Source organism: Bacillus sp. GW823-FHT06B01 (genome assembly GCF_058952315.1).
This window is the reverse complement of the sequence record NZ_JBXAHR010000003.1, coordinates 403554-430428: the sequence shown is the minus strand read 5'-3', so window position 1 is coordinate 430428 and position 26875 is coordinate 403554. Positions and strand designations below refer to the sequence as shown.

General features: G+C 36.6%; 28 protein-coding genes, 3 pseudogenes and 1 other annotated feature. Of the genes and pseudogenes, 8 read left to right on the top strand and 23 right to left on the bottom strand.

Features of this window, described 5'->3' with window-relative positions:
- Positions 1–14: 14 nt before the first annotated feature.
- From AC1Q8N_RS15360 to AC1Q8N_RS15340, 5 genes are all read right to left on the bottom strand, one after another.
- The gene (locus AC1Q8N_RS15360; RefSeq protein WP_000166340.1) at positions 15–950 is read right to left on the bottom strand and encodes an ABC transporter ATP-binding protein; all 936 of its coding nucleotides are present in this window, start codon (positions 948–950) and stop codon (positions 15–17) included.
- Positions 943–1986, bottom strand: coding sequence for an ABC transporter ATP-binding protein (locus AC1Q8N_RS15355; protein ID WP_000854346.1), 1044 nt, complete (start codon positions 1984–1986; stop codon positions 943–945). The genes AC1Q8N_RS15360 and AC1Q8N_RS15355 overlap by 8 nt, the downstream gene beginning before the upstream one ends.
- 18 nt (positions 1987–2004) lie before the next feature.
- Positions 2005–3021 carry an oligopeptide ABC transporter permease gene (gene opp3C, locus AC1Q8N_RS15350; protein ID WP_000974096.1) on the bottom strand — a complete coding sequence of 339 codons (1017 nt, stop codon included), beginning with the start codon at positions 3019–3021 and terminating at the stop codon, positions 2005–2007.
- Entirely contained in the window at positions 3018–3947 is a 930-nt protein-coding gene (gene opp3b, locus AC1Q8N_RS15345; RefSeq protein ID WP_000534165.1) for an oligopeptide ABC transporter permease, read from the bottom strand. The genes opp3C and opp3b overlap by 4 nt, the downstream gene beginning before the upstream one ends.
- Before the next feature lie 127 nt (positions 3948–4074).
- Positions 4075–5706 (bottom strand): peptide ABC transporter substrate-binding protein, encoded by a 1632-nt coding sequence (locus tag AC1Q8N_RS15340; protein ID WP_046958314.1) that lies wholly within the window; start codon positions 5704–5706, stop codon positions 4075–4077.
- A 319-nt stretch (positions 5707–6025) separates the two neighbouring features.
- Here AC1Q8N_RS15340 and AC1Q8N_RS15335 point away from each other — a divergent pair, with 319 nt between their 5' ends.
- Together AC1Q8N_RS15335 and trpS are read left to right on the top strand one after the other, a co-directional pair.
- Positions 6026–6406: a DUF3899 domain-containing protein gene (locus tag AC1Q8N_RS15335; protein ID WP_001044992.1), complete on the top strand. Its 381-nt coding sequence runs from the start codon at positions 6026–6028 to the stop codon at positions 6404–6406.
- Between the two features lie 105 nt (positions 6407–6511).
- Positions 6512–6728: a binding site (T-box leader), on the top strand.
- 74 nt (positions 6729–6802) lie between these two features.
- Positions 6803–7792 carry a tryptophan--tRNA ligase gene (gene trpS, locus AC1Q8N_RS15330; protein WP_000110998.1) on the top strand — a complete coding sequence of 330 codons (990 nt, stop codon included), beginning with the start codon at positions 6803–6805 and terminating at the stop codon, positions 7790–7792.
- 281 nt (positions 7793–8073) lie between these two features.
- Here trpS and AC1Q8N_RS15325 read toward each other — a convergent pair whose 3' ends face one another.
- The 7 genes from AC1Q8N_RS15325 to AC1Q8N_RS15295 all read right to left on the bottom strand — a co-directional run bounded on the left by AC1Q8N_RS15325 (position 8074) and on the right by AC1Q8N_RS15295 (position 14159).
- Positions 8074–8820 carry a YjbA family protein gene (locus tag AC1Q8N_RS15325; RefSeq protein ID WP_000966116.1) on the bottom strand — a complete coding sequence of 249 codons (747 nt, stop codon included), beginning with the start codon at positions 8818–8820 and terminating at the stop codon, positions 8074–8076.
- A gap of 143 nt (positions 8821–8963) precedes the next feature.
- Positions 8964–9752, bottom strand: a complete 789-nt coding sequence (locus AC1Q8N_RS15320) for a DUF2268 domain-containing putative Zn-dependent protease (protein WP_048545170.1) — start codon at positions 9750–9752, stop codon at positions 8964–8966.
- A 106-nt stretch (positions 9753–9858) separates the two neighbouring features.
- Complete coding sequence (fabF, locus tag AC1Q8N_RS15315; protein WP_000412643.1) at positions 9859–11097, bottom strand: beta-ketoacyl-ACP synthase II; 1239 nt, start codon at positions 11095–11097, stop codon at positions 9859–9861.
- A 31-nt stretch (positions 11098–11128) separates the two neighbouring features.
- On the bottom strand, positions 11129–12061 hold the full coding sequence (fabH, locus tag AC1Q8N_RS15310; protein ID WP_001100551.1) for a beta-ketoacyl-ACP synthase III: 933 nt from the start codon (positions 12059–12061) through the stop codon (positions 11129–11131).
- Positions 12062–12292: 231 nt separating this feature from the next.
- On the bottom strand, positions 12293–12469 hold the full coding sequence (locus AC1Q8N_RS15305; RefSeq protein WP_001003337.1) for a ComZ family protein: 177 nt from the start codon (positions 12467–12469) through the stop codon (positions 12293–12295).
- Between the two features lie 53 nt (positions 12470–12522).
- Positions 12523–13395: an NAD-dependent epimerase/dehydratase family protein gene (locus tag AC1Q8N_RS15300; protein WP_141519986.1), complete on the bottom strand. Its 873-nt coding sequence runs from the start codon at positions 13393–13395 to the stop codon at positions 12523–12525.
- Positions 13396–13424: 29 nt separating this feature from the next.
- Positions 13425–14159: a lipase family protein gene (locus AC1Q8N_RS15295; RefSeq protein ID WP_048545174.1), complete on the bottom strand. Its 735-nt coding sequence runs from the start codon at positions 14157–14159 to the stop codon at positions 13425–13427.
- A gap of 156 nt (positions 14160–14315) precedes the next feature.
- Here AC1Q8N_RS15295 and AC1Q8N_RS15290 point away from each other — a divergent pair, with 156 nt between their 5' ends.
- On the top strand, positions 14316–14498 hold the full coding sequence (locus AC1Q8N_RS15290) for a YjzD family protein (RefSeq protein ID WP_001211113.1): 183 nt from the start codon (positions 14316–14318) through the stop codon (positions 14496–14498).
- A gap of 37 nt (positions 14499–14535) precedes the next feature.
- On the opposite strand, the gene clpB is transcribed toward AC1Q8N_RS15290, so the two are convergent.
- Together clpB and AC1Q8N_RS15280 are read right to left on the bottom strand one after the other, a co-directional pair.
- Complete coding sequence (gene clpB, locus AC1Q8N_RS15285) at positions 14536–17136, bottom strand: ATP-dependent chaperone ClpB (RefSeq protein WP_048545176.1); 2601 nt, start codon at positions 17134–17136, stop codon at positions 14536–14538.
- 199 nt (positions 17137–17335) lie between these two features.
- Positions 17336–17515, bottom strand: coding sequence for a YjzC family protein (locus tag AC1Q8N_RS15280; RefSeq protein ID WP_000531420.1), 180 nt, complete (start codon positions 17513–17515; stop codon positions 17336–17338).
- Positions 17516–18006: 491 nt separating this feature from the next.
- On the opposite strand from AC1Q8N_RS15280, the gene AC1Q8N_RS15275 reads away from it, so the two are divergent.
- The 3 genes from AC1Q8N_RS15275 to AC1Q8N_RS15265 all read left to right on the top strand — a co-directional run bounded on the left by AC1Q8N_RS15275 (position 18007) and on the right by AC1Q8N_RS15265 (position 19259).
- Positions 18007–18816, top strand: a complete 810-nt coding sequence (locus AC1Q8N_RS15275; protein WP_001041227.1) for a Cof-type HAD-IIB family hydrolase — start codon at positions 18007–18009, stop codon at positions 18814–18816.
- Positions 18817–18920: 104 nt separating this feature from the next.
- Positions 18921–19061: a hypothetical protein gene (locus tag AC1Q8N_RS15270; RefSeq protein WP_000516816.1), complete on the top strand. Its 141-nt coding sequence runs from the start codon at positions 18921–18923 to the stop codon at positions 19059–19061.
- The gene (locus tag AC1Q8N_RS15265) at positions 19062–19259 is read left to right on the top strand and encodes a DUF3813 domain-containing protein (protein WP_046957006.1); all 198 of its coding nucleotides are present in this window, start codon (positions 19062–19064) and stop codon (positions 19257–19259) included.
- Between the two features lie 25 nt (positions 19260–19284).
- Here AC1Q8N_RS15265 and AC1Q8N_RS15260 read toward each other — a convergent pair whose 3' ends face one another.
- Positions 19285–20142, bottom strand: coding sequence for a YitT family protein (locus tag AC1Q8N_RS15260; protein WP_048545180.1), 858 nt, complete (start codon positions 20140–20142; stop codon positions 19285–19287).
- A 100-nt stretch (positions 20143–20242) separates the two neighbouring features.
- Here AC1Q8N_RS15260 and AC1Q8N_RS15255 point away from each other — a divergent pair, with 100 nt between their 5' ends.
- On the top strand, positions 20243–20374 hold the full coding sequence (locus AC1Q8N_RS15255; protein WP_001120851.1) for a DUF3941 domain-containing protein: 132 nt from the start codon (positions 20243–20245) through the stop codon (positions 20372–20374).
- 129 nt (positions 20375–20503) lie between these two features.
- On the top strand, positions 20504–21361 hold the full coding sequence (prsA, locus tag AC1Q8N_RS15250) for a peptidylprolyl isomerase PrsA (RefSeq protein ID WP_048545182.1): 858 nt from the start codon (positions 20504–20506) through the stop codon (positions 21359–21361).
- 12 nt (positions 21362–21373) lie between these two features.
- On the opposite strand, the gene AC1Q8N_RS15245 is transcribed toward prsA, so the two are convergent.
- From AC1Q8N_RS15245 to AC1Q8N_RS15210, 8 genes and pseudogenes are all read right to left on the bottom strand, one after another.
- Positions 21374–21664, bottom strand: a complete 291-nt coding sequence (locus tag AC1Q8N_RS15245) for a hypothetical protein (RefSeq protein ID WP_493521316.1) — start codon at positions 21662–21664, stop codon at positions 21374–21376.
- Between the two features lie 392 nt (positions 21665–22056).
- Positions 22057–22533, bottom strand: a complete 477-nt coding sequence (locus AC1Q8N_RS15240; RefSeq protein ID WP_048545187.1) for a hypothetical protein — start codon at positions 22531–22533, stop codon at positions 22057–22059.
- A 270-nt stretch (positions 22534–22803) separates the two neighbouring features.
- Positions 22804–23502 (bottom strand): annotated as a pseudogene (locus AC1Q8N_RS15235) (RHS repeat-associated core domain-containing protein); the annotation flags it as partial.
- Positions 23503–23549: 47 nt separating this feature from the next.
- Positions 23550–23867 carry a hypothetical protein gene (locus AC1Q8N_RS15230; protein ID WP_257146647.1) on the bottom strand — a complete coding sequence of 106 codons (318 nt, stop codon included), beginning with the start codon at positions 23865–23867 and terminating at the stop codon, positions 23550–23552.
- A gap of 205 nt (positions 23868–24072) precedes the next feature.
- Entirely contained in the window at positions 24073–24315 is a 243-nt protein-coding gene (locus AC1Q8N_RS15225) for a hypothetical protein (RefSeq protein ID WP_048545189.1), read from the bottom strand.
- 9 nt (positions 24316–24324) lie between these two features.
- Positions 24325–25284, bottom strand: a pseudogene (locus AC1Q8N_RS15220) (RHS repeat domain-containing protein); the annotation flags it as partial.
- Positions 25285–26050: 766 nt separating this feature from the next.
- Positions 26051–26319 (bottom strand): annotated as a pseudogene (locus tag AC1Q8N_RS15215) (RHS repeat-associated core domain-containing protein); the annotation flags it as partial.
- Between the two features lie 185 nt (positions 26320–26504).
- Positions 26505–26867 carry a hypothetical protein gene (locus AC1Q8N_RS15210; protein ID WP_493521266.1) on the bottom strand — a complete coding sequence of 121 codons (363 nt, stop codon included), beginning with the start codon at positions 26865–26867 and terminating at the stop codon, positions 26505–26507.
- Positions 26868–26875 lie beyond the last annotated feature (8 nt).

Below are 26875 nucleotides of genomic sequence, written 5' to 3'. Positions count from 1 at the left end.
GATTGGCTTTTTTATTATTGATAAATCTCTTTATATTTCTTATACTCTGCTTCAGAACATAATACGAAATGTCCTGGGCGAATTTCACGCATTGTTGGTGCTTCACTAGCATAATCATGCTGAGATGGATCGTATACGATACGTTTACGATTGCGCTCATAATCTGGATCTGGAAGCGGAATTGCTGATAATAGTGATTTCGTATATGGATGAATTGGATTCGCATATAACTCTTCACTTGTTGTTAGCTCAACGATTTGACCACGGTACATTACGCCGATGCGATCACTAATGTATTTTACCATTGATAAATCATGGGCAATGAATAAGTATGTTAAACCTTTTTCCTTTTGTAACTTTTTCAGTAAGTTTACAACTTGCGCCTGGATTGATACGTCAAGTGCTGAGATTGGCTCATCGGCAATGATAAATTCAGGCTCTACAGCAAGTGCGCGAGCGATACCGATACGTTGACGTTGTCCACCTGAGAATTCATGCGGGAAACGGTTTGCGTGCTCTTTATTTAAACCAACTGTAATTAATAATTCATGAACACGGTCCATACGCTCTTTTTTGCCTTTTGCTAGTCCATGAATATCAATACCTTCTGCAATAATATCCCCTACTGTCATACGAGGGTTTAATGATGCATATGGATCTTGGAAAATCATTTGCATTTTACGGTTGAATTTCTTCAGCTCTGCACGTGATTTTTTACCATGTACATTTTCACCATCGAACAACACTTCACCAGCAGTTGCATCATATAAACGAATAATCGTTCTTCCAGTTGTCGATTTACCACAACCTGATTCTCCTACAAGACCAAATGTTTCTCCGCGGTAAATATCAAATGAAATATCATTAACCGCTTTGACAACACCACCACTCACGTCGAAGTGCTGTTTTACATTTTTTACTTCAATTAATTTCTCACGTTGTTTAGTCATGTTGTTCACCTGCTTTCATTTGAAGAATGCGTTTTTCAACGACTGCCGGTGGTTTTACTTCTGGAGCTTGCTCGTGAAGTAACCAAGTTGCCGCATAGTGTGTATCACTTACTTTAAATAAAGGTGGGTCCATTTCAAAATCAATTTTCAATGCCTGTGGATTACGTGGTGCAAAAGCATCTCCCTTTGGCGGCTTTAATAAATCTGGAGGCGTTCCAGGGATTGCGTATAACTCTTCTTCTGAACCATCTAAACTTGGCATAGATGCGATTAAGCCCCAAGTGTATGGATGTTTTGGATTGTAGAAAATTTCATCAACCGTTCCAATTTCAACAACTTTACCTGCGTACATAACTGCTACGCGGTCCGCAACGTTTGCCACTACACCTAAGTCATGTGTAATGAAAATGATTGCCGCTTCTGTTTTTTGCTGAATGTCCTTCATAAGCTCTAAAATTTGCGCCTGAATTGTAACGTCTAGGGCTGTTGTCGGCTCATCGGCAATTAATAATTTCGGGTTACAAGCTAACGCCATCGCAATAACTACACGCTGTCTCATACCACCTGAGAATTGGTGAGGATATTGTTTTAAACGCGCTTCTGGATTCGGAATACCTACAAGGTCGATTAATTCTAACGCAACTTTACGTGCGTCTGCTTTACTCATCCCTTGGTGTTTAATAAGACCTTCCATAATTTGATTCCCAATTGTCATCGTTGGATTTAATGATGTCATTGGATCTTGGAAAATCATCGCGATATCTTTCCCGCGCACTTGCTGCATTTCTTTTTCTGTCAGTTTCGTTAAGTCACGACCTTCAAATACGATTTCACCGTTTTTAATACGCCCTGGAGGATTCGGAATTAATCCCATTAACGCTTTAGAAGTAACTGATTTACCAGAACCAGATTCTCCTACAATCGCTAATGTTTCTCCTTTTTTTAAATCAAAAGTAACACCGCGTACAGCTTGTACTTCACCTGCATGTGTATCAAAGGAGACTTGCAAATCTTTTACCTCTAGCAATGTTTTCATTTTTACTTCTCCCCTCTTTTACTTACGCATTTTTGGATCTAACGCGTCGCGTAATCCGTCTGCCATTAAGTTGAATGCTAAGATTAACATACTGATGACAACCGCTGGGATGAACATCATATGTGGATACGTTTGAATTGATTTATAACCGTCATTTACAAGAGAACCAAGTGATGCGAATGGTGGCTGAATACCTAAACCGATGAAGCTTAAGAATGCCTCACCAAACACTGCTGTTGGAATTGTAAACATTGTCATTACGATAATTGGTCCCATTACGTTCGGGATTAAGTGTTTTACAATTAATTGTGTATTTGTTGCACCTAATGTACGAGATGCTAATACATATTCTTGATTTTTTAATTTCAGGATTTGTCCACGAACGATACGTGACATCCCTATCCAACCTGTAATCGCCATTGCTAGTGTAATTGACCATATACCAGATCCCATAATGATTACCATTAAAATAACGATGATTAAGTATGGAATACCGTTAATAATCTCCATAACACGTTGCATAATATTATCTACTCTACCGCCATAGAACGCTGAAATACCTCCATAAGCAACCCCAATTACTAAGTCAATCGCCGCTGCTAAAAGAGCGATATATAATGATACACGCGTCCCTTCCCATGTTCTTGTCCATAAATCACGGCCAAGATCATCTGTACCAAACCAGAAATACTCTTTAATATCACGTTTTTCATATTGGTCAACACCATATTGATCCGTACCGTCAAATGGTAGCCAATGAACATTTTCAATAACAGGAATTTTCGGTGGTAATTTCGCACGACCTAAGTCTTGCTCTTTATAAGAATGCTTACTTACCATCGGTCCTAAGATTGCTAGTAATATAATAAGCGCTAATAAAACGAAACCGAACATTGCTCCTTTATGTTGGAACAAACGTCTTCTTACATCTTGCCAAAACGTTAAGCTTGGACGGGCAATGACTTCATTATCAACATTATTTTGATTGGCTTGTTGAAATAAATCTGGAGATAATTTTTGTACATCTTTCATCATTTTTTCCCTCCCGCTAAACGAATACGAGGATCAATAATTCCGTATAAAATATCGACAATGAAAATAACTAAGATGAAAATCGCACTATAGAAAATTGTAGTTCCCATAATAACTGTATAGTCATTCACTGTAATAGATTTAACGAACTGTTCCCCTAGTCCTGGTACAGCATAAATTTGCTCAATAACTAATGTCCCTGTAATTAAACCTGCAACCATTGGTCCTAAAATTGTTACTACTGGAATTAACGCGTTACGAAGTGCGTGTTTAATAATGATAACGCCTTGACTAATTCCTTTCGCTTTCGCTGTTAAAATGTAATCAGCTTGCATAACTTCAATTAACTCTGCACGAGCAAAACGTGCGATTGTTGCGATAACTGCCATCGATAAAGCGATTGTAGGCATTACGGTAAACTCTGGTCCTTTCCAGAATGCTACTGGGAACCACCCAAGTTTTACCCCTACGAAATATTGTAGTAATGCGGCGAATACGAACGATGGTACCGACATCCCGAGTACGGAAATAATTGTCGCCCCATAATCGACCCACGTATTGTTACGAAGTGCCGCAACGATTCCTAAAATTAAACCGATAAATGTTCCTAATATAATCGCTTGTAAACCAAGTTGTGCTGATGGTCCAATGCGATCCACAATCATATCTGTTACTGGACGGTTATCATATTGGAATGATACCCCTAAATCACCTTTTGCTAAGTTACCTAAGTAACGTGCATATTGAACTGGTACTGGATCATTTAAGCCATATTTTTCAAGAATGATTTCTTTTTGTGCCGGTGATAGTTTCTCCTGGTTTTTAAGCGGAGAACCCGGAAGTAATTTCATCAAAAAGAAAGTCAGTGTAGTAATTAAAAATAATGTCAAAGCCATGTACACGAAACGTTTTAATACATAACGTCCCATAGTCAAGCACCTCCCCGTTTTTCTCAAAAGCAATAAGATAGTTTAAAATATTCTTACTTTTATTTTTTTAAAATAAGAGCACATGCCCATCATAGGCATATACCCTTATTCATGATGGAAACCATTTTTAGTTTTTTAGTTCAACCCACTTATAGCTAAATTCTCCGCCATATTTATGTTCTAATAGGCCAGTAATTGAGCCACGTTGTAAATAAGCTTTTCCGGGTTGATATACTGGAGCAATCGCTGCATCTTCAAGCAGTTGTTTTTCTGCTTGTAATAATGCATCCCAGCGAGCTTGTACATCAACTTCTGTTTTCGCTTTTTTAATTAAATCATCATACGCTGCATTTGCGTAATTTACTTTGTTTTGCGCATTACCTGTCGTATACATTTCAAGGAATGACATTGGATCCATATAATCTGGACTCCATCCCGCGTATGACATTGCGTAATCTCCACTTGCTTCAAGTTTTAATTTTTGTGCAAATGGCTGCATTTTTGTTGAAACTGTTAAACCTGGTAAGTTCTTTTCAAATTGGCCTTTTAAATACTCTCCGATTTTTTTAGCATCATCAGTATCAAAGTTTAATAGCTCTAACTCTACTTTGTCTACACCAAGTTCTTTTTTACCAGTTTCCCAGTATTTTTGCGCTTCTTTAATATCCTCTTTTATAAGCTTTCCGTTTTCTTCACGGAAGTCTTTTCCATTCGGACCTTTTGCTAAGCCTTTCGGAACAAAACCATATATCCCCTCTGAACCATCGTTTAAAATAACTTTCCCGATATTTTCACGCTCAAAGGACATTGCAATTGCTTTTCGGATATTTTTATTTGCTAAAAATTTATTCTTTTCATTTAAGCGAATAAATTGTGTAGATGGTCTCTTAATCGTTTTAAAGTCAGCATCTGATTTGTATTTGTCTACAAACTCTGATGTTAAGACTACACGATCAATTGCTTTCGTTTCATATAAATTTATAGCAGTTGAACGATCCTTAACAATATTGAAGTTTATTTCCTCAAGTTTTACTTCTTTATTTTCCCAATACGTTGGATTTTTCTTAAGTTGGAAACTTTGTTCATGCTTCCATTCATTTAATACGAATGGACCATTATAAAGTGTCGTATTGGATTCTAATCCAAATTTTGCTCCTTGTTCTGTTACAAACTTCTCATTCAAAGGATACAATGTTGGATAGACTGTTAAACTTACAAAATAAGGAACAGGGTTATCTAATTCCACTTCAAGTGTATGATCATCAATTGCCTTTACACCAAGTTCTTCAACTGGTAATTCTTTTTTGTTAACTTTCTCCGCATTTTTAACATCAAATAGTATGTAAGCAAACTTGGCACCCGTGTTTGAATCTACAGCTCTTCGCCAAGAATAAACGAAGTCTTTCGCTGTTACAGGTTCACCATTAGACCATTTCGCATCTTCACGTAACTTAAATACATACTTTTTGCCATCTTCTGATTTCTCATAAGATTTAGCGACACCTGGAACAAGCTTATCGTCTTTCCCCAGACGATATAATCCTTCCATTGTGTTATTCATGATGTTAGAAGATGCTGCATCTGTTGATAACGTCGTATCCATAGTTGGGATTTCAGCTGTCTCGGTTAGATTTAACACTTGCTTGTTTGAGGATTTTTCTTTTGCGCCTGCTTTATTATCCTCTTTTTGGTAACTACAAGCTCCTAACATACTGACAGTCAACGTCGATGCAAGTAATAACGGTATCTTTTTCTTCATGTTGTGTTGCCTCCCCTAATTGCACTTCCTGTACCCTCACTTGTAAAAAAGTAGAATTGAAAGAATAATCTCCAAGTTTCTACAATTTTCATTATACATATAATATAACAATTGTGAATATAGTTTTTTGTTTTTTTGTTAAAATTTTTAATAAAATGTTTATTTTTTTATTTTTTTGTAAAGGGATACGTTAACATTGCTACCATCATCTTGAAATCAGACCTTTAATTGCGTATAATTTTCAAAAAATTAATTCTAGTACATATTATAGCTTTTATAGTATAATAATTCTAGTAATATTTTGACGGAGGGGAACATTTTGAATAAAGTTTTTTTTCATACTTGTATACTAATTTTCATAGCGATAATCGCTTCTAGTATTGGCGCATTCCTCGTTTCATCGCAATTTTTGTTGAATTTTGTCAATATATCGTTTTATGTCGCACTATTTTTTATTCTTATAGGCGGTTTTTTATTCATATTTCAAAATGGATTTTTTAACGTAACAATTTACGCCTTCCAAAGAGTATTTGGTACGAATAAAAAAATTGAGTCTTTAATTGAAGAAGTAGAGGAACCTGTCGATAAGAAAGAACGTATTTATAAAACATATTCATTCAAATGGACGTATCCAATTTGCATTACCGGTATCGTTCTTGGGTTGTTCTCGACCCTCATTAGTTTTACTATTTTGATGTAGTTTGCAAACACTATCCCATATGATATAATAATCAGCAAAACATTTTGTTATAAAACTTTAGTTCTTTCATATTAAAAGAGCTTAAGTAACAATAAATAAATTTACATGTATGCGATGATAAAGAAGAGTACATATTGAGGCAATTTCAGAGAGCTTGTGGCTGGTGTGAACAAGTAATTGCGCAGTATGGAATGGGCTTTTGAGCACCAAACCGAACCGAAAGTAGTAGGCTTTGGCGTTATATCCAAACGTTATTATGGATTAGAGAGATTTCACAGTAGTGAAATAATTAGGGTGGTACCGCGGTCCATTCGTCCCTATAGTTTTTGGGATGAATGGGCTTTTTTGTTTGCCTTCCCTTCCCCATCACGCATTCAAATTTAGGAGGAATTACTTATGTCAGTTATCTTTTCTGGTATTCAGCCGAGTGGAACGATTACACTTGGAAACTATTTAGGAGCTATGAAGCAATTTACAGAGCTTCAAAATGAACACGACTGTTATTTCTGTATTGTAAACCAACATGCGATTACAGTACCTCAAGATCCCGTACAACTTCGTAAAAACATTCGCAGTCTTGCTGCACTTTATGTAGCATGCGGCATCGATCCTGAAAAAGCTACTTTATTTGTACAATCAGAAGTACCAGCACACGCTCAACTAGGATGGATTATGCAATCAGTTGCTTACGTTGGAGAATTAGAGCGTATGACGCAATATAAAGATAAATCTTCTGGTAGAGATTCAGTTCCAGCTGGATTACTAACGTATCCACCATTAATGGCGGCTGATATTTTACTTTACAACACTGAAATCGTACCTGTTGGTGATGATCAAAAACAACATATGGAATTAACACGCGACCTAGCAGAGCGTTTCAACAAACGCTTCCGTGAAGTGTTCACTGTTCCTGAAATTCGTATCCCAAAAGTAGGAGCTCGCGTTATGTCATTAACAGAACCTACGAAAAAAATGAGTAAATCTGATCCGAATCCAAAAGCAATGATCAGTATGCTTGATGAACCAAAAACAATTGAAAAGAAAATTAAAAGTGCTGTAACTGATTCTGAAGGTATCGTGAAATTTGATAAAGAAAACAAACCTGGAATCTCTAACTTATTAACAATCTACTCTTCATTCTCTGGAAAAACAGTTGAAGAAATAGAAGCAATGTACGAAGGAAAAGGATACGGAGACTTCAAAGGCGACCTAGCAGCAGTAGTCGTAGAAGCAATTCGTCCAATCCAAGACAAATATAACGAACTAATCAACTCACCAGAACTAGACGAAATTCTAGACAAAGGTGCAGAAAAAGCAAACCGCGTTGCATTCAAACAACTACGCAAAGTAGAAAACGCAATGGGACTAAGTAGAAAACGTAGGTAACATATAAAGCGGAGGCAGCTCGTTCAGCTCTGACTGGCTAAGGTTCTTTCGCATAGAAGACGCTTTTCATCTTCTTATGCGGAAGGTTCTTAGACACGAAGAGCTTGCTGCCGGAGCTGGATTTCTATATAAAGCGGAAGCGGCTCGTTCAAAATGTGAGGGGGATGGAGCTCCTGACGTAGAGGCGGGTTTTGCCTCGCAGGAAGGCGCGAAGCCACCGAACATTCTTGCCGCTGGAGCTAAGTTACAACAAATTAAAAAAACCGCCAATTGGCGGTTTTTTAATTTACCTTTTGCTCGTTTTCCATTTCCCATAACTTTTCAAAAAATGGCTGTCCTTTTACGAGACGCTCGCATAATTGTTCGTGCTTCTCAGACCAGCCTGTTTTCGCCTCGTCATACAGTTTAGCCCAAATATCTTCAAATTCCATATGTTGAACCATTCCATATGCTGATGGATCCCACTCTGTGAACCAATAGCGAATTTCTGCTGTGTTTTTCGTTGTATGTAATTGATCTAACGCCATAAATAATAATTGTTTCAGCTGTCTTTCTTTACGAGTTAAGCCATTCATAATGAAAGGTGATGGTGATAAAATATGATGTTCTTTTTCCATTTCTTCTACTTGGAACTCATACTTTTCTGCTTGTACGTTTTCTACCATCTCATATACCATCTGCTCTTGGCGCGGTATAAGTCTACTCTTTCGAATTGGTACATTGTAACCAATTGTGTCAATCGCAATAATTCCTTTTCCATCTGTAACAACAAAGCAATACTCTTGCTGCAAACGTTCATGATTTTTACGAATATATGCCTTATGATGTACGTCTTCCAACAATTTTTGTGGAAGCTCTAACAATTCGTCCTCGATGTAATGATATAATGTGGCATCTACTTTTAATAATGGCACTTGATCTAATAGCTCAATCGTATCATCTTTCCGCCATTCGTAAAAATGACAAACGTTATACCCATTCTCTTCACCTTCAAACCAATTTACCCATACATCATGTAGATATAACATTCATTACCCCTCACTTCACTACTGTTTGTATCAATCATTATGTTCAATTTTTCTTAACTTTATTCCACCTAAGGAAATATATTCTAATTATTATTTTTTCTTCTATTAATACTAAAAAAAACAGGAAATAGAGCTCCTGTTTTTTATATATGAAATGTATTTGCTTTATTCAATATTTCTTTTGCATCTATAGATAATAAAGAAAGTGTATCTTCTCCTTCCAATGTTACACAATCTTTGACAATATGAAATCCAAGCGCATAACCAAGCATCTTCGGATAAGAGTGAAATCCATTTAATAAGATGTCGTGCTCCCTTGTTCCTCGTTTTATACTTATTCTTTCATGTACAACATTTTTCCAATAATAAATAGCCTCTTCTTTTGAAAGATACGTCGTCCACGGTGCATTGTTTTTTTCTGAATATCTTTCCGTTACCGCTTGCTCAGCTAGCCCTTCCATAATCATCGTATCAAGTAATGTATATTCTGTTTCTTTCGTCTCAATTTGATGTAACCTGCATATGTGATGATATTCATGCGCCAATAACACCTTTAATTCTTCCACCGAATTCCGTCCACATACGAATAAGAAAATAACATGACGCATAGATAATCCAGCCCTACCGTTATACTCTTCTTGTACAGTTCGATTATATGAATCTGATAATAAAATAAAGACAGGGACATCCGGACCTTTTAACCAATTTTTTAGTTTCTCATACTCCGTACGTAACTCTTTCCAAACTTCCTTTTTCTCTAACTCTTTAACTTCTTGTTCTCCCCGTATAACTGGGCGGTACATACCTTTAGAAATTAAAAAGCGATACAATCTTTCTTTTGGCAGCGGGATATACTTCGTAAACTTTTCACACAGCTTTTCTGGACGTCCATAATATAGATGTAACCACTCAGCAGTTTCAACAATCCCCATCTTTATCCCTCCTTTTTCTTATGTATATGCAAAAGGAGAAAAAGGCGTAAAAATAAATAAGGAGTTTTTTCGCAATATAGTGCGAAAAAACTCCTTATCTCATCTATTATTTATACGATTTAAATACTAATACTGCGTTATGACCACCGAATCCTAGTGAGTTACTTAATACTGCATTTACTTCTTGTTGTCTCGCTTTATTCGGTACGTAATCTAAGTCACATTCTGGATCTGGTGTTTCATAGTTAATTGTTGGAGGGATTACTCCGTCTGTAATTGATTTAATTGAGAAGATCGCTTCAACAGCACCAGCTGCTCCTAATAAGTGACCTGTCATTGATTTCGTTGAGCTAATTGCTACTTTGTACGCATGCTCACCGAACGTTTCTTTAATTGCCATCGTTTCATACTTTTCATTCGCATCCGTACTTGTACCGTGCGCATTAATGTAATCAATATCTTCTGGCTGTAGACCTGCATCTGCTAAAGCTTGACGCATTGCACGCACGCCTCCTTCACCGCCAGGAGCCGGCATTGTAATATGGAATGCATCACCAGTTGCACCGTAACCAGCGATTTCCGCATAAATGTGAGCACCACGAGCTAATGCGTGCTCTAATTCTTCAAGAATTAAAATACCTGAACCTTCACCCATTACGAAACCGCTACGGTTTTTATCAAATGGACGGCAAGCTGTTGCTGGATCTTCATTAAATGTTAATGCTTTCGCTGAACTAAATCCTGCAAATGCCATACTTGTTAACGGCGCTTCTGCTCCGCCTGTTATCATTGCATCAGCATCACCGCGTTGAATTGCTTTAAATGCATCACCAATTGAGTTTGCACCAGATGCACAAGCCGTTACAGAACAAGTGTTAATTCCTTTTGCTCCTGTTGCGATCGATACTTGACCTGCTGCCATATCTGGAATCATCATTGGTACGAAGAATGGACTCACGCGGCGCGGACCTTTCTCAGTAAAAATCTTAAATTGTTCTTCGTATGTTTCCATACCGCCAATACCAGAACCAATCCATACACCAATTCGAGGTCCGTTTTCTTCTGTAATTTCAAGCTTTGCATCTGCAACTGCCATTTTCGCTGCTGCTACTGCATATTGTGTAAAGCGATCCATACGGCGCGCTTCTTTTTTATCAATATATTTCTCGACTTCAAAGTCGTTAATTTCTGCTGCTACTTTTGCTGGAAACAGTTCCGGATCAATTCTTGTAAGTCGTCCGATTCCAGATACACCCTTTTTAATGTTTTCCCACGCTGTTTCAACATCTGTTCCGATCGGTGTAACAGCTCCTAGTCCTGTAATTACGACCCTCTTTTTCTCCATACAAAATACACTCCTTTTTTTCTCTCAGTCCTTATTTACCCCAACGAAGAGCAACTGCTCCCCATGTTAATCCGCCGCCGAAACCAACAAGTATAATTAAATCACCATCTTGAATACGTCCATTTTGCAATTCCTCTACCATTGCAATTGGAATTGAAGAAGCTGATGTATTACCAAACTTTTCAATTGTCATACTCATTTTTTCTTGTGGTAAATTTAATCTCTCTCTTGCAGATTCCATAATACGAATATTCGCTTGATGTGGTACTAAAAAATCCACATCCTCTTTCGTAAGTCCCGCTTTTTCTAACACGCGAAGACAGGAATCACCAAGTTGGCGAACAGCAAATTTAAAGACTTCTCTGCCGTTCATCATAACATACTCGTCTTGATAAAGATGCTTACCGCCGCTTCCGTCTGCTCCTAATTCGAAAGATAGAACGCCTCTTCCTTCTGAAACAGCCCCCATTACGATAGCACCGGCTCCGTCTCCAAATAGTACTGCTGTATTTCGATCATTCCAGTCTACAATTTTAGATAGTTTATCACTACCAACTACTAATACATTTTTATAAGTTCCCGTTTGAATAAATTGCTGCGCTGTAATCATTCCGTACATAAAACCAGCACACGCTGCACTTAAATCCATTGCGGCTGCGTGTTTTGCGCCAATGGCTTCTTGAATGACACAAGCTACTGCTGGGAATGCGCGATCTGGTGTTACTGTTGCCACTAAAATCAGGTCGATATCCTCTCCGCTAATCCCGGCATCTTCAAGTGCTTTTTTAGAAGCCTCTACCGCCATATATGAAGTATCTATTGTATCATCGGCAATGCGTCTTTCTGCAATTCCCGTTCTCGTACGAATCCATTCATCCGATGTATCTACGATTTTCTCTAAATCGTGATTTGTGACTACTTTTTCTGGCACATATCTTCCGATCCCTAAAATGCCCACGTTCACATCGCAGCCCTCCGTTTTATATCAATTATTATGACTTGGTACTAATTTTAAAACATAAATGTATTTTTGTCTAGAATATATTTCAGTTAGAACATAAATCCAGCATTATTCACTTTATTGTTTATTAAAAGAAACAGAAACATACCTTTCCTGTTTCTTTTGAAATATAAAAAGGCCCGAACCGCTTCTATCCACGGTTCGAGCCTCTCTTCCCTTCCAAAAAAGAAGGTTTTATTCTTTATCTGCTTTCCCAAGCTCATATGCTTCGTTCATAACTTTCATCAATAACTCTAATACTGGTTGTGCTTTCTCCATATCAAGCGCAATTCCATTCGAATCTAAGATGGCCTTTGCTTCTGGTAAATGCTTCATTGCGATTTGTAAAAATTGCATGCTTTTCTCATTCATATTATGTTCTTCCTCTCCATTAAAACTTTCACATACATAGTGTAACACGCTCGCTATCCTTCGTATAACTCTTTATATTTTTTCATATGTGCCAATTGTTTATTTAAACCGTATTCTAACGGGGTATTTCTTTTTATCGAAATAACCTCGACAGCATCATTTCGTTCTTCCTCATTCTTTTTATTCACTTTATCCGCTGCACGTAAAAGGTTCATACCTTTTTTCCATAATGACTTTTTACCACTAAGTAAATTGTATATGCCGAGATGCTCCGCGTTCATTCCATTGTCCCATAAGTATTCACATACATCTTCCACGTACAATAGATCACTTCCATTTTCCTCGCTCGCATAACGGCACTCTTTCTCATCCAGTTCTGATAAAATGAGCTGATGATACATCATAAAAGATGGTTGCCATGGCCCATATAATGTAGGAACTCGAAATACACTATATGGTGCCTCTCCTTTTTTCAATCCTTCTTCCACTTTCAAAAATAAACGTTTATTTTCAGATTCATCTGCGTTTCCTACTTCAATAGAAGAAATTAGATTTAACTTCACTTTCTGCTCTGCACACAGCCTTATAATCCGCTTTAAATACTGTAATATAACTCTTTCATTCCGAAAACCACTTTGTTGATTTGGCTCATACAAGCAAAAGTAAACAGTATCGAACTTCTCTCCTTCTACTGATCTCCATCCATCTTCATCTCTTATCGAATAATACGTAAATAACGCATTTCGTCCAATCAACAATAACTTCTCTTCATTAATTTTTTTCATATTCTCGAATTCATCAAAATCAAGACCGTACACTTCTACTTCTTCTGCAATCATTTTATTCACAAGGTGATAACCTACAAACGTAAGTGCACCTATAATTAGCACGCGCTCCATACCACCAACCCTTTCTCCTTGAAACAAATAGCTCCTCATTTATGTATATGGGAGCTTCACAATTCTTCTTCATATTTTTTAAAGAAATCAGTCGTTTGCCTAACCATTTTATATTTCACATCTTGCAGATGGAATAAGACAGAAGTATCGCATTGATTGAATTGCCTCATTTTCTCATATTTACGTAACAACTGTTTTCTTCCTCTTTTTTCTTGTGTTGATACGAAAACTTTAACAGGTACACAAGACGGAAGAAGCGTAAATGATTTCTTATTTATTTTGGATTCTAATTCTTCTTCTTTGGAATCATACGCCAAACTTAATTCCTTCACTAATCTTTTGTAAAAAAACTTATGCTCTTTTTCAAACTCCACATATTCTGGTAAATCTAAACACGGATTTAACATAATGACAGAGCGTATACATTCAGGGTATTTGTTCATCATTTCAAGTGCTACAAGTGCACCCATACCATCTGCCATAATGTGCATTTTCGCATTTAATGTCTCTTTTCTCAAAACAACGTCATATAAACGTTTTGCTAGACGAACAGATTGGTCGTTTCCCCAATGTCTTCCGTATAAATTAGAAGAAAAGACCGTGTAGCCTTCCTCAATAAGGCCATGTAAAAAATAAGATCTACCTGCATGCTGTGTCCATAAACTTGTACCATTCTCAATAAAGTAGTTATAATCACCGAGAAGCATAACAGAAAATCCATTTGGCTTCTCCGGTAAATAAATGACACATGGTTCTTTTTCTAAATAAAAAAAACGTTCCGTAATACTCATTTTTCCCCCGCCTTATTTTCTAAACGTATAAAAGTACTCTTCTATAATGTATGAGCGGAATGCAAATTTGCGTTGAAAAATCTACAAATATTTTTCTATATTCTTTTTTCAATTGTGTTACAATAAGGACAGATTGAACGAATAGAGGTGTAAAATATGCGTTTCATTTGGGCATTAATTTGGTCGTTCGCGCTTGTACATATGATGAGCTACGTAATCGGCTCTATGACTGGCGGTACATACGATTTTAACCAAGCGTCTATTTTCTCGGTTGTTCTTGCGGTGTTAGTACTAGCAATTTCAGCTACAATTCCAAACGAGCCAGTAGAACAACACTAAAAAAAGAGTCCGGATTTTATCCGAACTCTTTTTTATTTTACTTTACATGAACGACTAATTCGTTATTTTCTACATCAACAACTACGTGACTGTTATCAGTAATTGTTCCTGCAATTAATTCTCTCGCTAATTTCGTCTCAACTTGACGCTGTACATATCGTTTTAATGGACGAGCTCCGTACATCGGATCAAAGCCAGCTTCTACAACAAATTCTCTCGCTGCGTCTGTTAATTCTACTGTAATATGACGGTCAGCTAAACGACCTTGTAATTCTTTTACAATTTTATCAACAATACCTTTAATTTCATTCGTTGTAAGAGGTTTGAATAAAATAATTTCATCGACACGGTTTAAAAACTCTGGTCGGAAATGTCCTCTTAATTGCCCCATTACAAGTTCTCTTGATTCCTCTTTAATTGAGCCATCTGCTTCTAATCCATCTAACAAATGAGCAGATCCAATATTTGAAGTCATAATAATAACCGTGTTTTTAAAGTCTACTGTACGCCCTTGCGAATCTGTAATGCGTCCATCATCTAACATTTGTAATAAAATGTTGAATACTTCTGGATGTGCTTTTTCGATTTCGTCTAACAAAATAACTGAATACGGTTTACGTCTTACCGCTTCTGTTAATTGACCGCCCTCTTCATATCCAACATATCCAGGAGGCGCACCAATTAAGCGTGACACAGCATGTTTCTCCATATACTCAGACATGTCGATACGAATCATTTGCTCTTCACTATCGAATAAAGACTGCGCTAACGTTTTTGCAAGTTCTGTTTTACCAACACCTGTCGGTCCTAAGAAGATGAAGGAACCAATTGGACGGTTCGGGTCCTTAATACCAGCGCGTGCACGAAGAACTGCGTCTGATACTAAGCTTACCGCTTCCTCTTGTCCGATGACACGCTCTGATAAAATTTGCTCTAAGCGTAGTAATTTCTCGCGTTCACCTTCAACGAGTTTTGCGACAGGAATACCAGTCCAGCGTGAAACAATATCAGCAATCTCTTCTTCACTTACTTCCTCACGTAACAAACGATTTTCCTGTTTATTATGTGCGCCCATTTCTTCTGCTTCTTTTAACTCTTTTTCAATTGCAGGAATTTTCCCGTGACGAAGTTCCGCTGCTTTATTTAAATCATAATTACCTTCTGCTTCTTCTAATTCACGGCGCAGACGCTCTAAATGTTCACGTAAGTCACGCACTTTATGAATATCTTCTTTTTCTTTTTCCCATTTCGCTCTCATACCACTTGCAACTTCTTTTAAATCCGATAATTCACGTTGCAACGTTTTCAGGCGTTCTTGGCTACCAAAGTCCTTCTCTTTTCCAAGAGCCGCTTCTTCAATTTCCAGCTGCATAATGCGGCGCGTTACTTCATCTAATTCTGTTGGCATAGAATCAATCTCTGTTCGAATTGTTGCACACGCTTCGTCAACAAGATCGATCGCTTTATCTGGTAAGAAACGATCCGAAATATATCGATCTGATAAAACGGATGCTGCTACAATCGCGCGGTCATGAATATTTACACCATGATAAATTTCAAAACGCTCTTTTAAACCACGTAAAATGGAAATTGTATCTTCAACAGTTGGTTCTTCTGCTAATACTTGTTGGAAACGTCTTTCTAGCGCCGGATCTTTCTCAATATATTTACGATACTCATCTAACGTTGTTGCCCCGATACAATGCAGTTCACCACGCGCAAGCATCGGTTTTAACATATTTCCTGCGTCCATCGCACCTTCTGTCTTACCAGCGCCGACGATTGTGTGAAGTTCATCAATGAATAATAAAATGCGACCTTCACTCTTTTTAATTTCATTTAATACAGCTTGCAGACGCTCTTCAAACTCACCACGGAATTTCGCTCCAGCTACAAGCGCACTCATATCTAATGCGAAGATTGTTCTATCTTTTAATCCTTCTGGTACATCCTTCTTCACAATACGCTGTGCTAATCCTTCAACGATTGCTGTTTTACCAACACCGGGTTCACCAATTAAAACCGGGTTGTTTTTCGTTTTACGTGAAAGAATGCGGATTACACGTCGAATTTCACTATCGCGACCGATAACAGGATCAATTTTCCCTGCTCTCACTTCCGCCACTAAATCACGACCATATTTTTCTAACGCTTCATAAGTTGCTTCTGGATTTTGACTAGTCACTCTTTGATTCCCCCGAACTGTCATTAAAGACTGTAATAAGTTATCTTTCGTAATGTGAAATCTTGTAAGTAATTGATTTATATCGCCTTTTTCTTCTGAAAAAGCAAGCAATACATGTTCAACTGAAATGTAGTCATCTTGCAATTTCTCTGCTTCTTTTCCTGCTCTTACAAGTAGTTGTTGCAGAGCACCTGTTATATATAATTTTCCTACTTCTGCACCGCTTCCCGTTACAGAAGGTTTTTTCTTAATTAAACTTTCGGCGCCTTGCTTTAACGCTTCTATATCGACATTCATTTTTTGAAAAATACGCACTGCTAATCCATCTTGCTCTTCTAATAATGTAAACAAGAGATGAACAGTATCTACTTCTTGATGATGATGAGATACCGCTAAAGATTGGGCACTCATAATCGCCTCTTGTGTTTTTGTTGTCATTTGATTTAAGTCCATCTTTACAGCCCTCCAAATGTTTGACTTTCTTTGACCTTTGATTTGATTATACGCCAACTGACTTTTTTATACAATAATTTTGCTTATGTATTCTCAAACTTATTATTGGAAAAAGAAAAAGGGAACATTCATTATACAACTGAAAAAATATACGCAATGCGTAACGACAAAAAAGCCGCAATAATAATTGCGGCTCCTGTTACGGTTTTCTTTTATATGTCCACTGACGGTTATGATTCGCGTTATCTGGAAACTTTTCACCCGCAGTTAATTTCACCATTTGCGGATCTTTTACCATACTTCCTGTTTCACCAATTTCTACGTAAATACCATCGTTTGGCGCTTTTTGTCCAGAACGAAACCTGCGATTTTGTCCCATTTCCATTCTCCTTCCATGACGTCTTTGCCTCATTAGTATATCCATTTTAAAAGAAAGCTTTTCTGTCATGTTTAGGAAACAAGTACTACATTTCGTTCTTGTACATATACATGAATGACACAAGCTTAGGAAGGGATTTCTTTCCTATTTGTAGAAAAAAAGAAACCAACCTACTATAGGCCAGCTTCAAAGGAGAGTCAAACATATACGAGAAGATTACATGTTCATTATAAGCCTCATCATACGAGCAATGTAACCCTTTTCACAATTTGTACATAATGAAAGAAACATTGTTTGAACTTTCTAAAAAGATATTGACTTTTCTTAATTTCCAGCGAGAAATAGTAGACACCGCAGCACTTTGCGACGTAAGATGGATATATAGTGAACTTTCCATCTTTGGTGTTCTCACCCAGTTTAACCTCTTATTTCTGCATATTAAAAACGGAAATACAGATAGAAACAAAAAAATTATTATAAGAGGTGAAATTATGAATAAACAGCATTTAATCGCATTAGACTTAGACGGCACTTTATTGACAGACAACAAAATAATTTCCACTCGCACAAAACATACAATTGCAAAAGCAAAGGAACAAGGACATATTGTCGTTATTTCAACAGGACGTCCATTCCGTGCTAGTTTTGATTACTATAAAGAACTCGGTCTTAATACACCAATCGTAAACTTTAACGGCGCTTACGTACATCATCCTCTTGATTCAAAATGGGGAACACATCACTCTCCTCTTGAGCTAGCAACAGCGCAAGAAATTGTCCGAGCTTGCTTTGATTTTGGCGTGAAAAATATATACGCTGAAGTAATGGACGATGTGTATGTTCGTGAAATTGATGAAGATAAAAAACATATTTTCGAATTCGGTTCTCCAAATATTTTTACAGGAGACTTATTAAATACTCTAAACGATCATCCAACCTGCTTATTAATTGACGCACATGACGAGCATTCCAGTGCAATTCGTCAACATTTAACTGATATGCATGCTGAAGTAATCGACCATAGAAAGTGGGGCGCACCTTGGCCGATTATTGAAATCGTAAAAAGCGGGTTAAATAAAGCTGTCGGATTACAAAAAATTTCTAGTCATTACAACATTCCACAAGAGCGAATTATCGCTTTCGGTGATGAAGATAACGACTTTGAAATGATTGAATTTGCTGGTCATGGCATCGCAATGGGTAATGCAATTCCTGAATTAAAATCACTCGCAAATCATACGACATTAACGAATGAAGAAGATGGTATTGCGCTATATTTAGAAGAGGTTCTTGGGTTGTAATCTAAAAATTCCCTGCTTATAGTTTTTCGCCAAACGCTCATACTATAATTAGACGCCGGATTATCGCGTCGATTGTTTTCAGCTAAATAAAGGGGGTTTTTCGAATGGGTAAAAAGAACAAATCAAAACGTTTTATCCAACAAGGAGCCGATGCTGTTATGAAGCATGATGCAAGATTCCCGTACCGTGGTACATTAGCTGAGGCAGAAAAGGCGAGAAGTAACTCTTCTTTTGGAGGGGTTTAAATGGGGAACTTACTATTCCAACAAGCTAGAGATGCCGTTGCAAATGCCGTCACTTGTTCAAGCGGTACTGAGCAACAAGATCTCGTATATAGAGCAAAAAACGCTTTGCACTCTGCTTATGCAAACTCTTCAACAGCTGAAAAAGTTCAGCTACGTGAAATGCAGGAGCAATTGCAAAATATTACGAATTTACATTAAAAAAGAGGACCAGCTTTGGTCCTCTTTAATCTTTTCGAAACAAGCCAAACACCCCAACCGTCTGTAATACGTTTGTAAATGCACCTGGGTCCACTTGCCTAATAACCCTTTCTAATTCATATAACTCATAACGCGTAATAACAATCATTAACATTTCCTTATTTTCATTTGTATAAGCGCCTGTTGCTGGTATAGTTGTAATCCCCCTCACTAAGCGAGACTGAATCGCCTTTCGTACATCTGCCCCATTCTTCGTAACGATTAGTGCTGTAATCTTCACATGACGCGTATGAATCGCATCGATAATTCGTGTTGACACATACAAAGTCACCAAAGTATATAATGCTTTTTCCCATCCATACACATAGCCAGCCGCAATAATGATCAGTGCATTAAAGAAGAAAAAATACGTACCGACAGGCTTATCTTTAATCTTTGATAAAATCATGGCGATAATATCTAAACCACCTGTAGAAGCCCCCCACTTCAACGCAATCCCTACCCCAATCGCTGAAATAATCCCACCAAAAATCGCATTTAATATAATATCGTTCGAAACCGCTCTAACCGGGATGATTTCTAGAAACAAAGTCATAAATATGACGCAAAGAAAACTAAAAAAAGTAAAGGCCTTTCCAACCTTTTTCCACGCTAAAATAACGACGGGAATATTAAACAAACTAAACAATACCCCCGTTGATATGTGAATAGATAAAAAGTCCCCTAATATTTGTGATAACAATTGAGACAATCCAGCAAAGCCACTCGCGTACACTTTCGCTGGCGTTAAAAATAAATTCATTCCAATCGCGTTTAACAAACCTGCGACAATTACAACGATTAACTTCTTTATAAGTTCGGTATAATTCAACTTGAAATCCATTTCTAATCCACCTTTATTATTCATGAATGCACTGCTATACATAGTCTTTACGAAAAAGGAAATGATAAACGTACAACGGTTAGAAATGGAGTTGATACATATGCCACATACGAGTGATAACGACAAAAAAGCACGCGATAATAATGCAAAGCGTACACAAAAAAATGAGCAAGAACAAAAAAATATTCAGCAAGGTAAGCGTGCCTATTCTAAAAAGACTGATCACCTTTGATCCCATCGTACATCAACAATATTGTTGATGTACTTTTTTACATTTTACAGGGAAAAAACATTAAAAATTCACTTCATGTTCACTTCTATATTCTACAATAGCGATAACATATTCGGATGAGGTGTTGGCATGAGAGGGAAACACATTTTTATTATTACTGCACTAATAAGTATATTAATGCTAGCTGCTTGTGGACAAAAAAACAGCTCAGCTACAGTCGCTACAGCAACAGACTCAACCATTACGAAGAGCGACTTCGAAAAACAGTTGAAAGATCGTTACGGAAAAGACATGCTATACGAAATGATGGCACAAGACGTTATCACGAAAAAATATAAAGTATCTGACGATGATGTAGATAAAGAAGTACAAAAAGCGAAAAATCAATATGGAGATCAATTCACAGCAGTACTCGAAAACAATCGTTTAAAAGATGAAGCTGATTTCAAAAATCAAATTAAGTTCAAACTTGCTATGAATGAAGCAATTAAGAAAAGTGTTACAGAAAAAGACGTGAAAGACCACTATAAACCAGAAATTAAAGCGAGTCATATTTTAGTAAGTGACGAAAATGAAGCGAAAGAAATAAAGAAAAAATTAGATGCTGGCGCTTCATTTGAAGAATTAGCAAAACAAGAATCGCAAGATCTACTATCAAAAGATAAAGGTGGAGACCTCGGATACTTCAATTCAGGCAGAATGGCGCCTGAATTTGAAACAGCTGCCTATAAACTAAAAGTCGGACAAATTAGCAATCCCGTTAAATCACCAAACGGTTATCATATTATTAAATTAACTGATAAAAAAGATTTACAACCTTACGATGAAGTGAAAGACTCCATCCGTAAAAACTTAGAAGCAGAACGTATTGCCGACCCTACATTCAGTCATAAGTTAATACAAAAGGAATTAAAAAAGGCAAATATTAAAATAAACGATAGTGAATTGGAAGATACGTTTACTCTTGCGCATGAGCAAGGGAATTAAAAAAGCACGATCTTATTTAATTAAATAAGATCGTGCTTTTTTATCTTTCATCAATATTTTCAACTTTGTCTTCACGCTTTTATAATGCCAATTGATGTGATCTAATTCTATCTCCACTTCAATTAGCCCATCTATTAAGTCTTCTTTAGATTGCTGAGAGTTTATAATATTTTCAAGTGATTTTTCAAAAATTTTACTACTCTCATATATATCATTTAAATCGACCGCTAATATTTCACGTTCTTTTTCAGGAGATAATACGGAAAGTCTTTTTATTAATTGTTCTAGTACATTATCTTGCATTATCATACCTCCCTTCTCCTCATGGATTGGTTCTATTACCGTCATAGAAGAATAAGTAATTTAAAATAAAAAAGTGTATCTCAAAATCAAACTATTTGTTTAGGTTTTGAAATACACCGAATAGACTTTACTTTTCTTTTTCAAAAATACTAGCTAATATTCCACTAATCATCAAAGAAATCATTAGTAATACATTCATTGTATTACTAATGAACGACCTATATGGAGTAAAGGTTGCTATGAATAGATATATTTGACTCACTACTAACACCGTGACCACTTTATATTGTTCTTTTTTAACATAATCGCTAATACAACTGCAATTAAGCCAACATTATATACACCAATAAATATCTGTGTTATCTCAATTTTACTAATCTATCTCTTCCTTTTTAAAAATCCAATTTTTTAGCGGACTTGAAATAGTCTTGAAATTTATCATCTATGTCCTCATCTTTACTTAAAAGAAGTGTTACATACGAATCCCAACAAACAATCTCAAGAACAGCATCAGGATACTGTATTACAGGATGCCCATTCCAAAAGCTCTTATTTCCATTTGCATAAGGCTCAACGGATAATTGATTAACATTAATATTTATTGATTTGTCAATCGCAGTAAAGACTCCCCAAATAAATTGTATTTCATAAACATCAATAAATTCAGTTAATTCTTCTCCTGTTATAAAAATTATATCCTGATTTACAATAGGATGAGATTCTATCTTTCTACTTTCAGAGTTAACTACATACTCTAAATCTGTTATTAACCAATTAAACTCTACTTGTCTACCTTGAAATGCTTCGAATATTACCTTTAAATCTGTATGATATTTCATTTCTTTTACATCTTCTAGAATAAAATTCAATTTTCTCCTCCTTAATAGTGTCTAGACATTCCTAGCACCACTATATAAATCGAGTTTAACTTTCCTACATCCAAATTTAGTGATTAATCAAGTTATTATAATTCACAAAAACGCTTAATTCCCCTTACATGATTTAACAGTTACTTCTTCTTAGGAGGCCTCTTTCCTTTATTCACTGCTTGAGGCTTTCCCCGTTCAACCTTAGTTTTTCCTTTCCATTTCCATATATGTCTATGGACGGGCCATGGATGCGTTTTGGGATTACCATGGTTACCATAATCTATGTCTTTTTTTCACTCGTCCTGTACCATCAAAATGACGAATAGTTTTGTCACCTTTTTTCGTAACTATAACCTTGGTCCCATTTTTAGGCCCATATTTAGTAGATGTTTTTGAGGATTTTTTGTTTCCAAACCTTTGTTTTATCTGTTTTCCAAGATACCAAGCGCCATAAGCTCCACCAACTGCTAATGTAGCTATCAATGCCGCTTGTCCAAAACCTGGAACAAGATATATCCCCGCCGCAATAGCCGCATGCCCATCAGGATCAACCTTCATTACCGGATTATTATCCCCATACGTATACCCATTCATTGTAACCGGGTCATCTTCATCACCCGGATCTGGATCCACCGATAAGAACACACCATGCTCCGGATTATAATAACGGGCAATCAAATAATACATGCCAATCTCTTTATCATACATGTATCCTGCATATCCGAATGGATTGTCCGCTGCGATTCCTTTTGCTTCACTCTTTAGGACGTTCCCCCATGCATCGTATTCATAGCTTGCGACTATTTGCCCATCTTTGTCGGTCATTGCTATTACGTCACCGCGCGGGTTGTAGTGGTAGTATACCGATTGTCCTTGCGATTCCATAGCAAAGCGCGTGCCACTTGTAGCATATACATATTGACAAAGTATAGTTCCATTTCCATATAATGTATTGATGGTGTCACTATTTCTTGTGCCTTGTATATATTTTTATAGAAATGAATTTTTTAGTTTATTCAACTTTTACGTAGAATATATCTTTCAGGGGAACCGCTCACCTGCTCAGATTGAAAATATAATAATTTATTCGGTATACATGAAATTAAGCAAGGTAAACCACGCCACATAACTTTTTCTATTGCACATTCTAATTTCATAAAACTCCCATCAATTTCACTAATAAGGGACATTACGTAACAAAAATCATTTGCTCCATATTTTTTTAATTGAGTTGATATTCCCTCAGCGTATACCATATTTTTTGGAATAGCTTCAAAATACATAGAATTTAAGATAGTATCATAATTATGCGCCAGACGGCCTAATGCCGTCATTCTTTTTTTGGGTGAAGTTAGTTCAAAAATAATTCTATCCTGGATTTTTTTAGGGAAAAGCTCCTAACTATTAGTTGTTCATATTCTTTACCCATGTATCTTTTATCCTCCTCTATTCTTAAAGAATGAAGATGTTATGTTAAATAAAAAAGTGTACCCCAAAATTAAACTAACTGTTTAAATTTTGAGATACACTGAGTCAACTTTACTTTTCTTTTTCAAAAAAGCCAGCTACGATAAAAAGCACACATAAAGAAAATACAACTAAACATTTAACCTTCCAACTAAAAAAATCAAAATAAGAAGTAAAAGCTATCAAAATCATATAAACTAATAATATTAACACTACACTCAATCTCTTATATTCTTTTGCCCTCCAAGTAATAATTACAGCATATATAATCCAGCCAAAAGCAAAAACACCATAAATAATTTCACTACTAGACATATACCGCTCCTATCTCTTACTTTTCTTAGAGTTTCTTTTAGGATTATAATTTTTATATGCTGTTTTATACCCTTTATAATATCCATCTAAAAATACTCCTGCATCTGGAAGAAATCCATATACCCCCAAAGCCTTACTCCCCCTCATAATTAGTGCTTTAGTCGCTGTTTTTTTCGCATTATTCACAACTACATGTTTTCCGACTCGATTGCCAACTTTTACGCTACCTGCTTTTTGTTTGGATTGTTTTATAGATCCAGACCAACCTGCATATCCAGCTATTCCAAAAGGCATAACCTTCCCCGCTATGTTACCAGCTCCAGAAAAATTGAAACCATAGCTCTCAACCCAACTTTTTATTCCCGCTCTTACTCCCCTATCATTGGCATAAGCCGTTCTCTTATCATAAACCCACAATTGTGTCGTTCCCCAAGGACGATATGCCCAATGCCCATCCGGATCCACCATCATTACCGGATTATTGTCCGCATACGTATATCCATTCATTGTAACCGGATCATCCTCATCACCCGGATCCGGATCCACCGATAAGAACACACCATGCTCTGGGTTATAGTATCTCGCGATCAGATAATACATCCCAATTTCTTTATCATACATGTATCCCGCATATCCAAATGGGTTGTCCGCTGCGATTCCTTTTGCTTCACTCTTTAAGACGTTCCCCCATGCATCGTATTCATAGCTTGCGACTATTTGTCCGTCCTTGTCGGTCATTGCTATTACGTCACCGCGCGGGTTGTAGTGGTAGTATACCGATTGATCTTGGATTTTCATTGCTAGGCGGACGCCGTCTTTGTTGTAAACGTATTGACGGAGGACTTTTCCGTTCCCGTCTGTTTCGTATAGCGGGTTAATGCTGTCACCATCGTAGAAGTAACGGGTTACTTGTCCGTTTACGTTCTTTTCACCTTTTCTCGTTAAGGCAACAAGTTGATCTATCTCGTCCTATATAAGTAAGGACATAAAGTTATGTCCCTACTTACTATCATCGTACTTCCAATCAACTACACAATTTCTATTAATAAAAGAAATCACCTAGTTTTATAAAACACAAATGAGCAACAAACAGCCAGCGCAAAAAAGAATAAAATCAAAATTTTAATACCCCAACTTAAAAAGTTAAAATATGGAGTGAAGATTATAACTATTATATATACGAGCCATATTACTGTAATAGTAAACGGAATGTATTCTCTTGATTTTAAGAACATTATTGACAAATATAAAATCCAACCTATCCCTATACTCCATGTAATAATTGCTCCACCTTCAATAAAAAACATCTCCTATCTTCTTTTTTTCTTCTTAGGCCTATAATTTATATAGGCTTTTTTATACTCTTTTTGATATTCATACAAGAAGATGCCTGCGTCCGCAGCAAACCCATATACTCCTACAGCTTTACTACCTCTTACTATAGCAGCCTTTATTGCTTGTTTACCTGCACCTTTCAACACACTTTGCATCCCTTTTCGATTTCCAACTTTTACTTGAGATGCCTTTACCTTTGATTTTGTTTTAGATTGTTTCCACCCTTTAGATGCTCCCGTTATAAATGGTCCCAATTTACTAACAAAATTCCCTCCACCCATAAGATTAAAACTATAGCTCTCTGCCCAACCTTTTATTCCTGCTCGTACTGCTCTATCATTGGCATAAGCCGTTCTCTTATCATAAACCCACAATTGTGTCGTTCCCCAAGGACGATATACCCAATGCCCATCTGGATCCACCATCATCACCATACGTATACCCATTCATGGTAATCGAATCATCCTCATCACCCGGATCCGGATCCACCGATAAGAACACACCATGCTCTGGGTTATAGTATCTCGCTATCAGATAATACATCCCAATTTCTTTATCATACATGTATCCCGCATATCCAAATGGGTTGTCCGCTGCGATTCCTTTCGCTTCGCTCTTTAAGACGTTACCCCATGCATCATATTCATACATTGCTACAACTTCTTTATTTTAATTTGTCATCGCCGTGATACATATAAAGAAAGAAGAGCCTTTATTCACTCTTCCTTCTACAAATTCATTTCTCTATTTATTCCTCATCCCCTTCTACATCACATGGTAACTTTTCATGTACTTCATTCATACACACATTTAACAAATGAATCTTTCTGACCACTAACTTTTCTGGTGGTATATTAATAGCCTCTAAAAGCAAATTGAATATACATGTAAGTACCAACACCATAAATAACAAAAGCAACTATAGTAATTATCCATTTTTCAGCACTTTTTTGTACATACTTCGAGCATGCCCAAATAAGAAATAAAATAATTAATTGAATTGCAGCCACTTTTGAGACAGCAATTATAGTAGTTTCCGTAACAAATACTATCCATATTCCTATTAAAATACGTGTGACTTGAATAATAAACAAGATCCTACTATTAGTAATACTTTCTTTAATACTAATTACATTACTTTCTTGAAATAAAACAATCAATATTAAAACACATTCTAAAGCCAAGATAGCAGCAAATTCTAAAATTTCTATAAGCACATTTAACC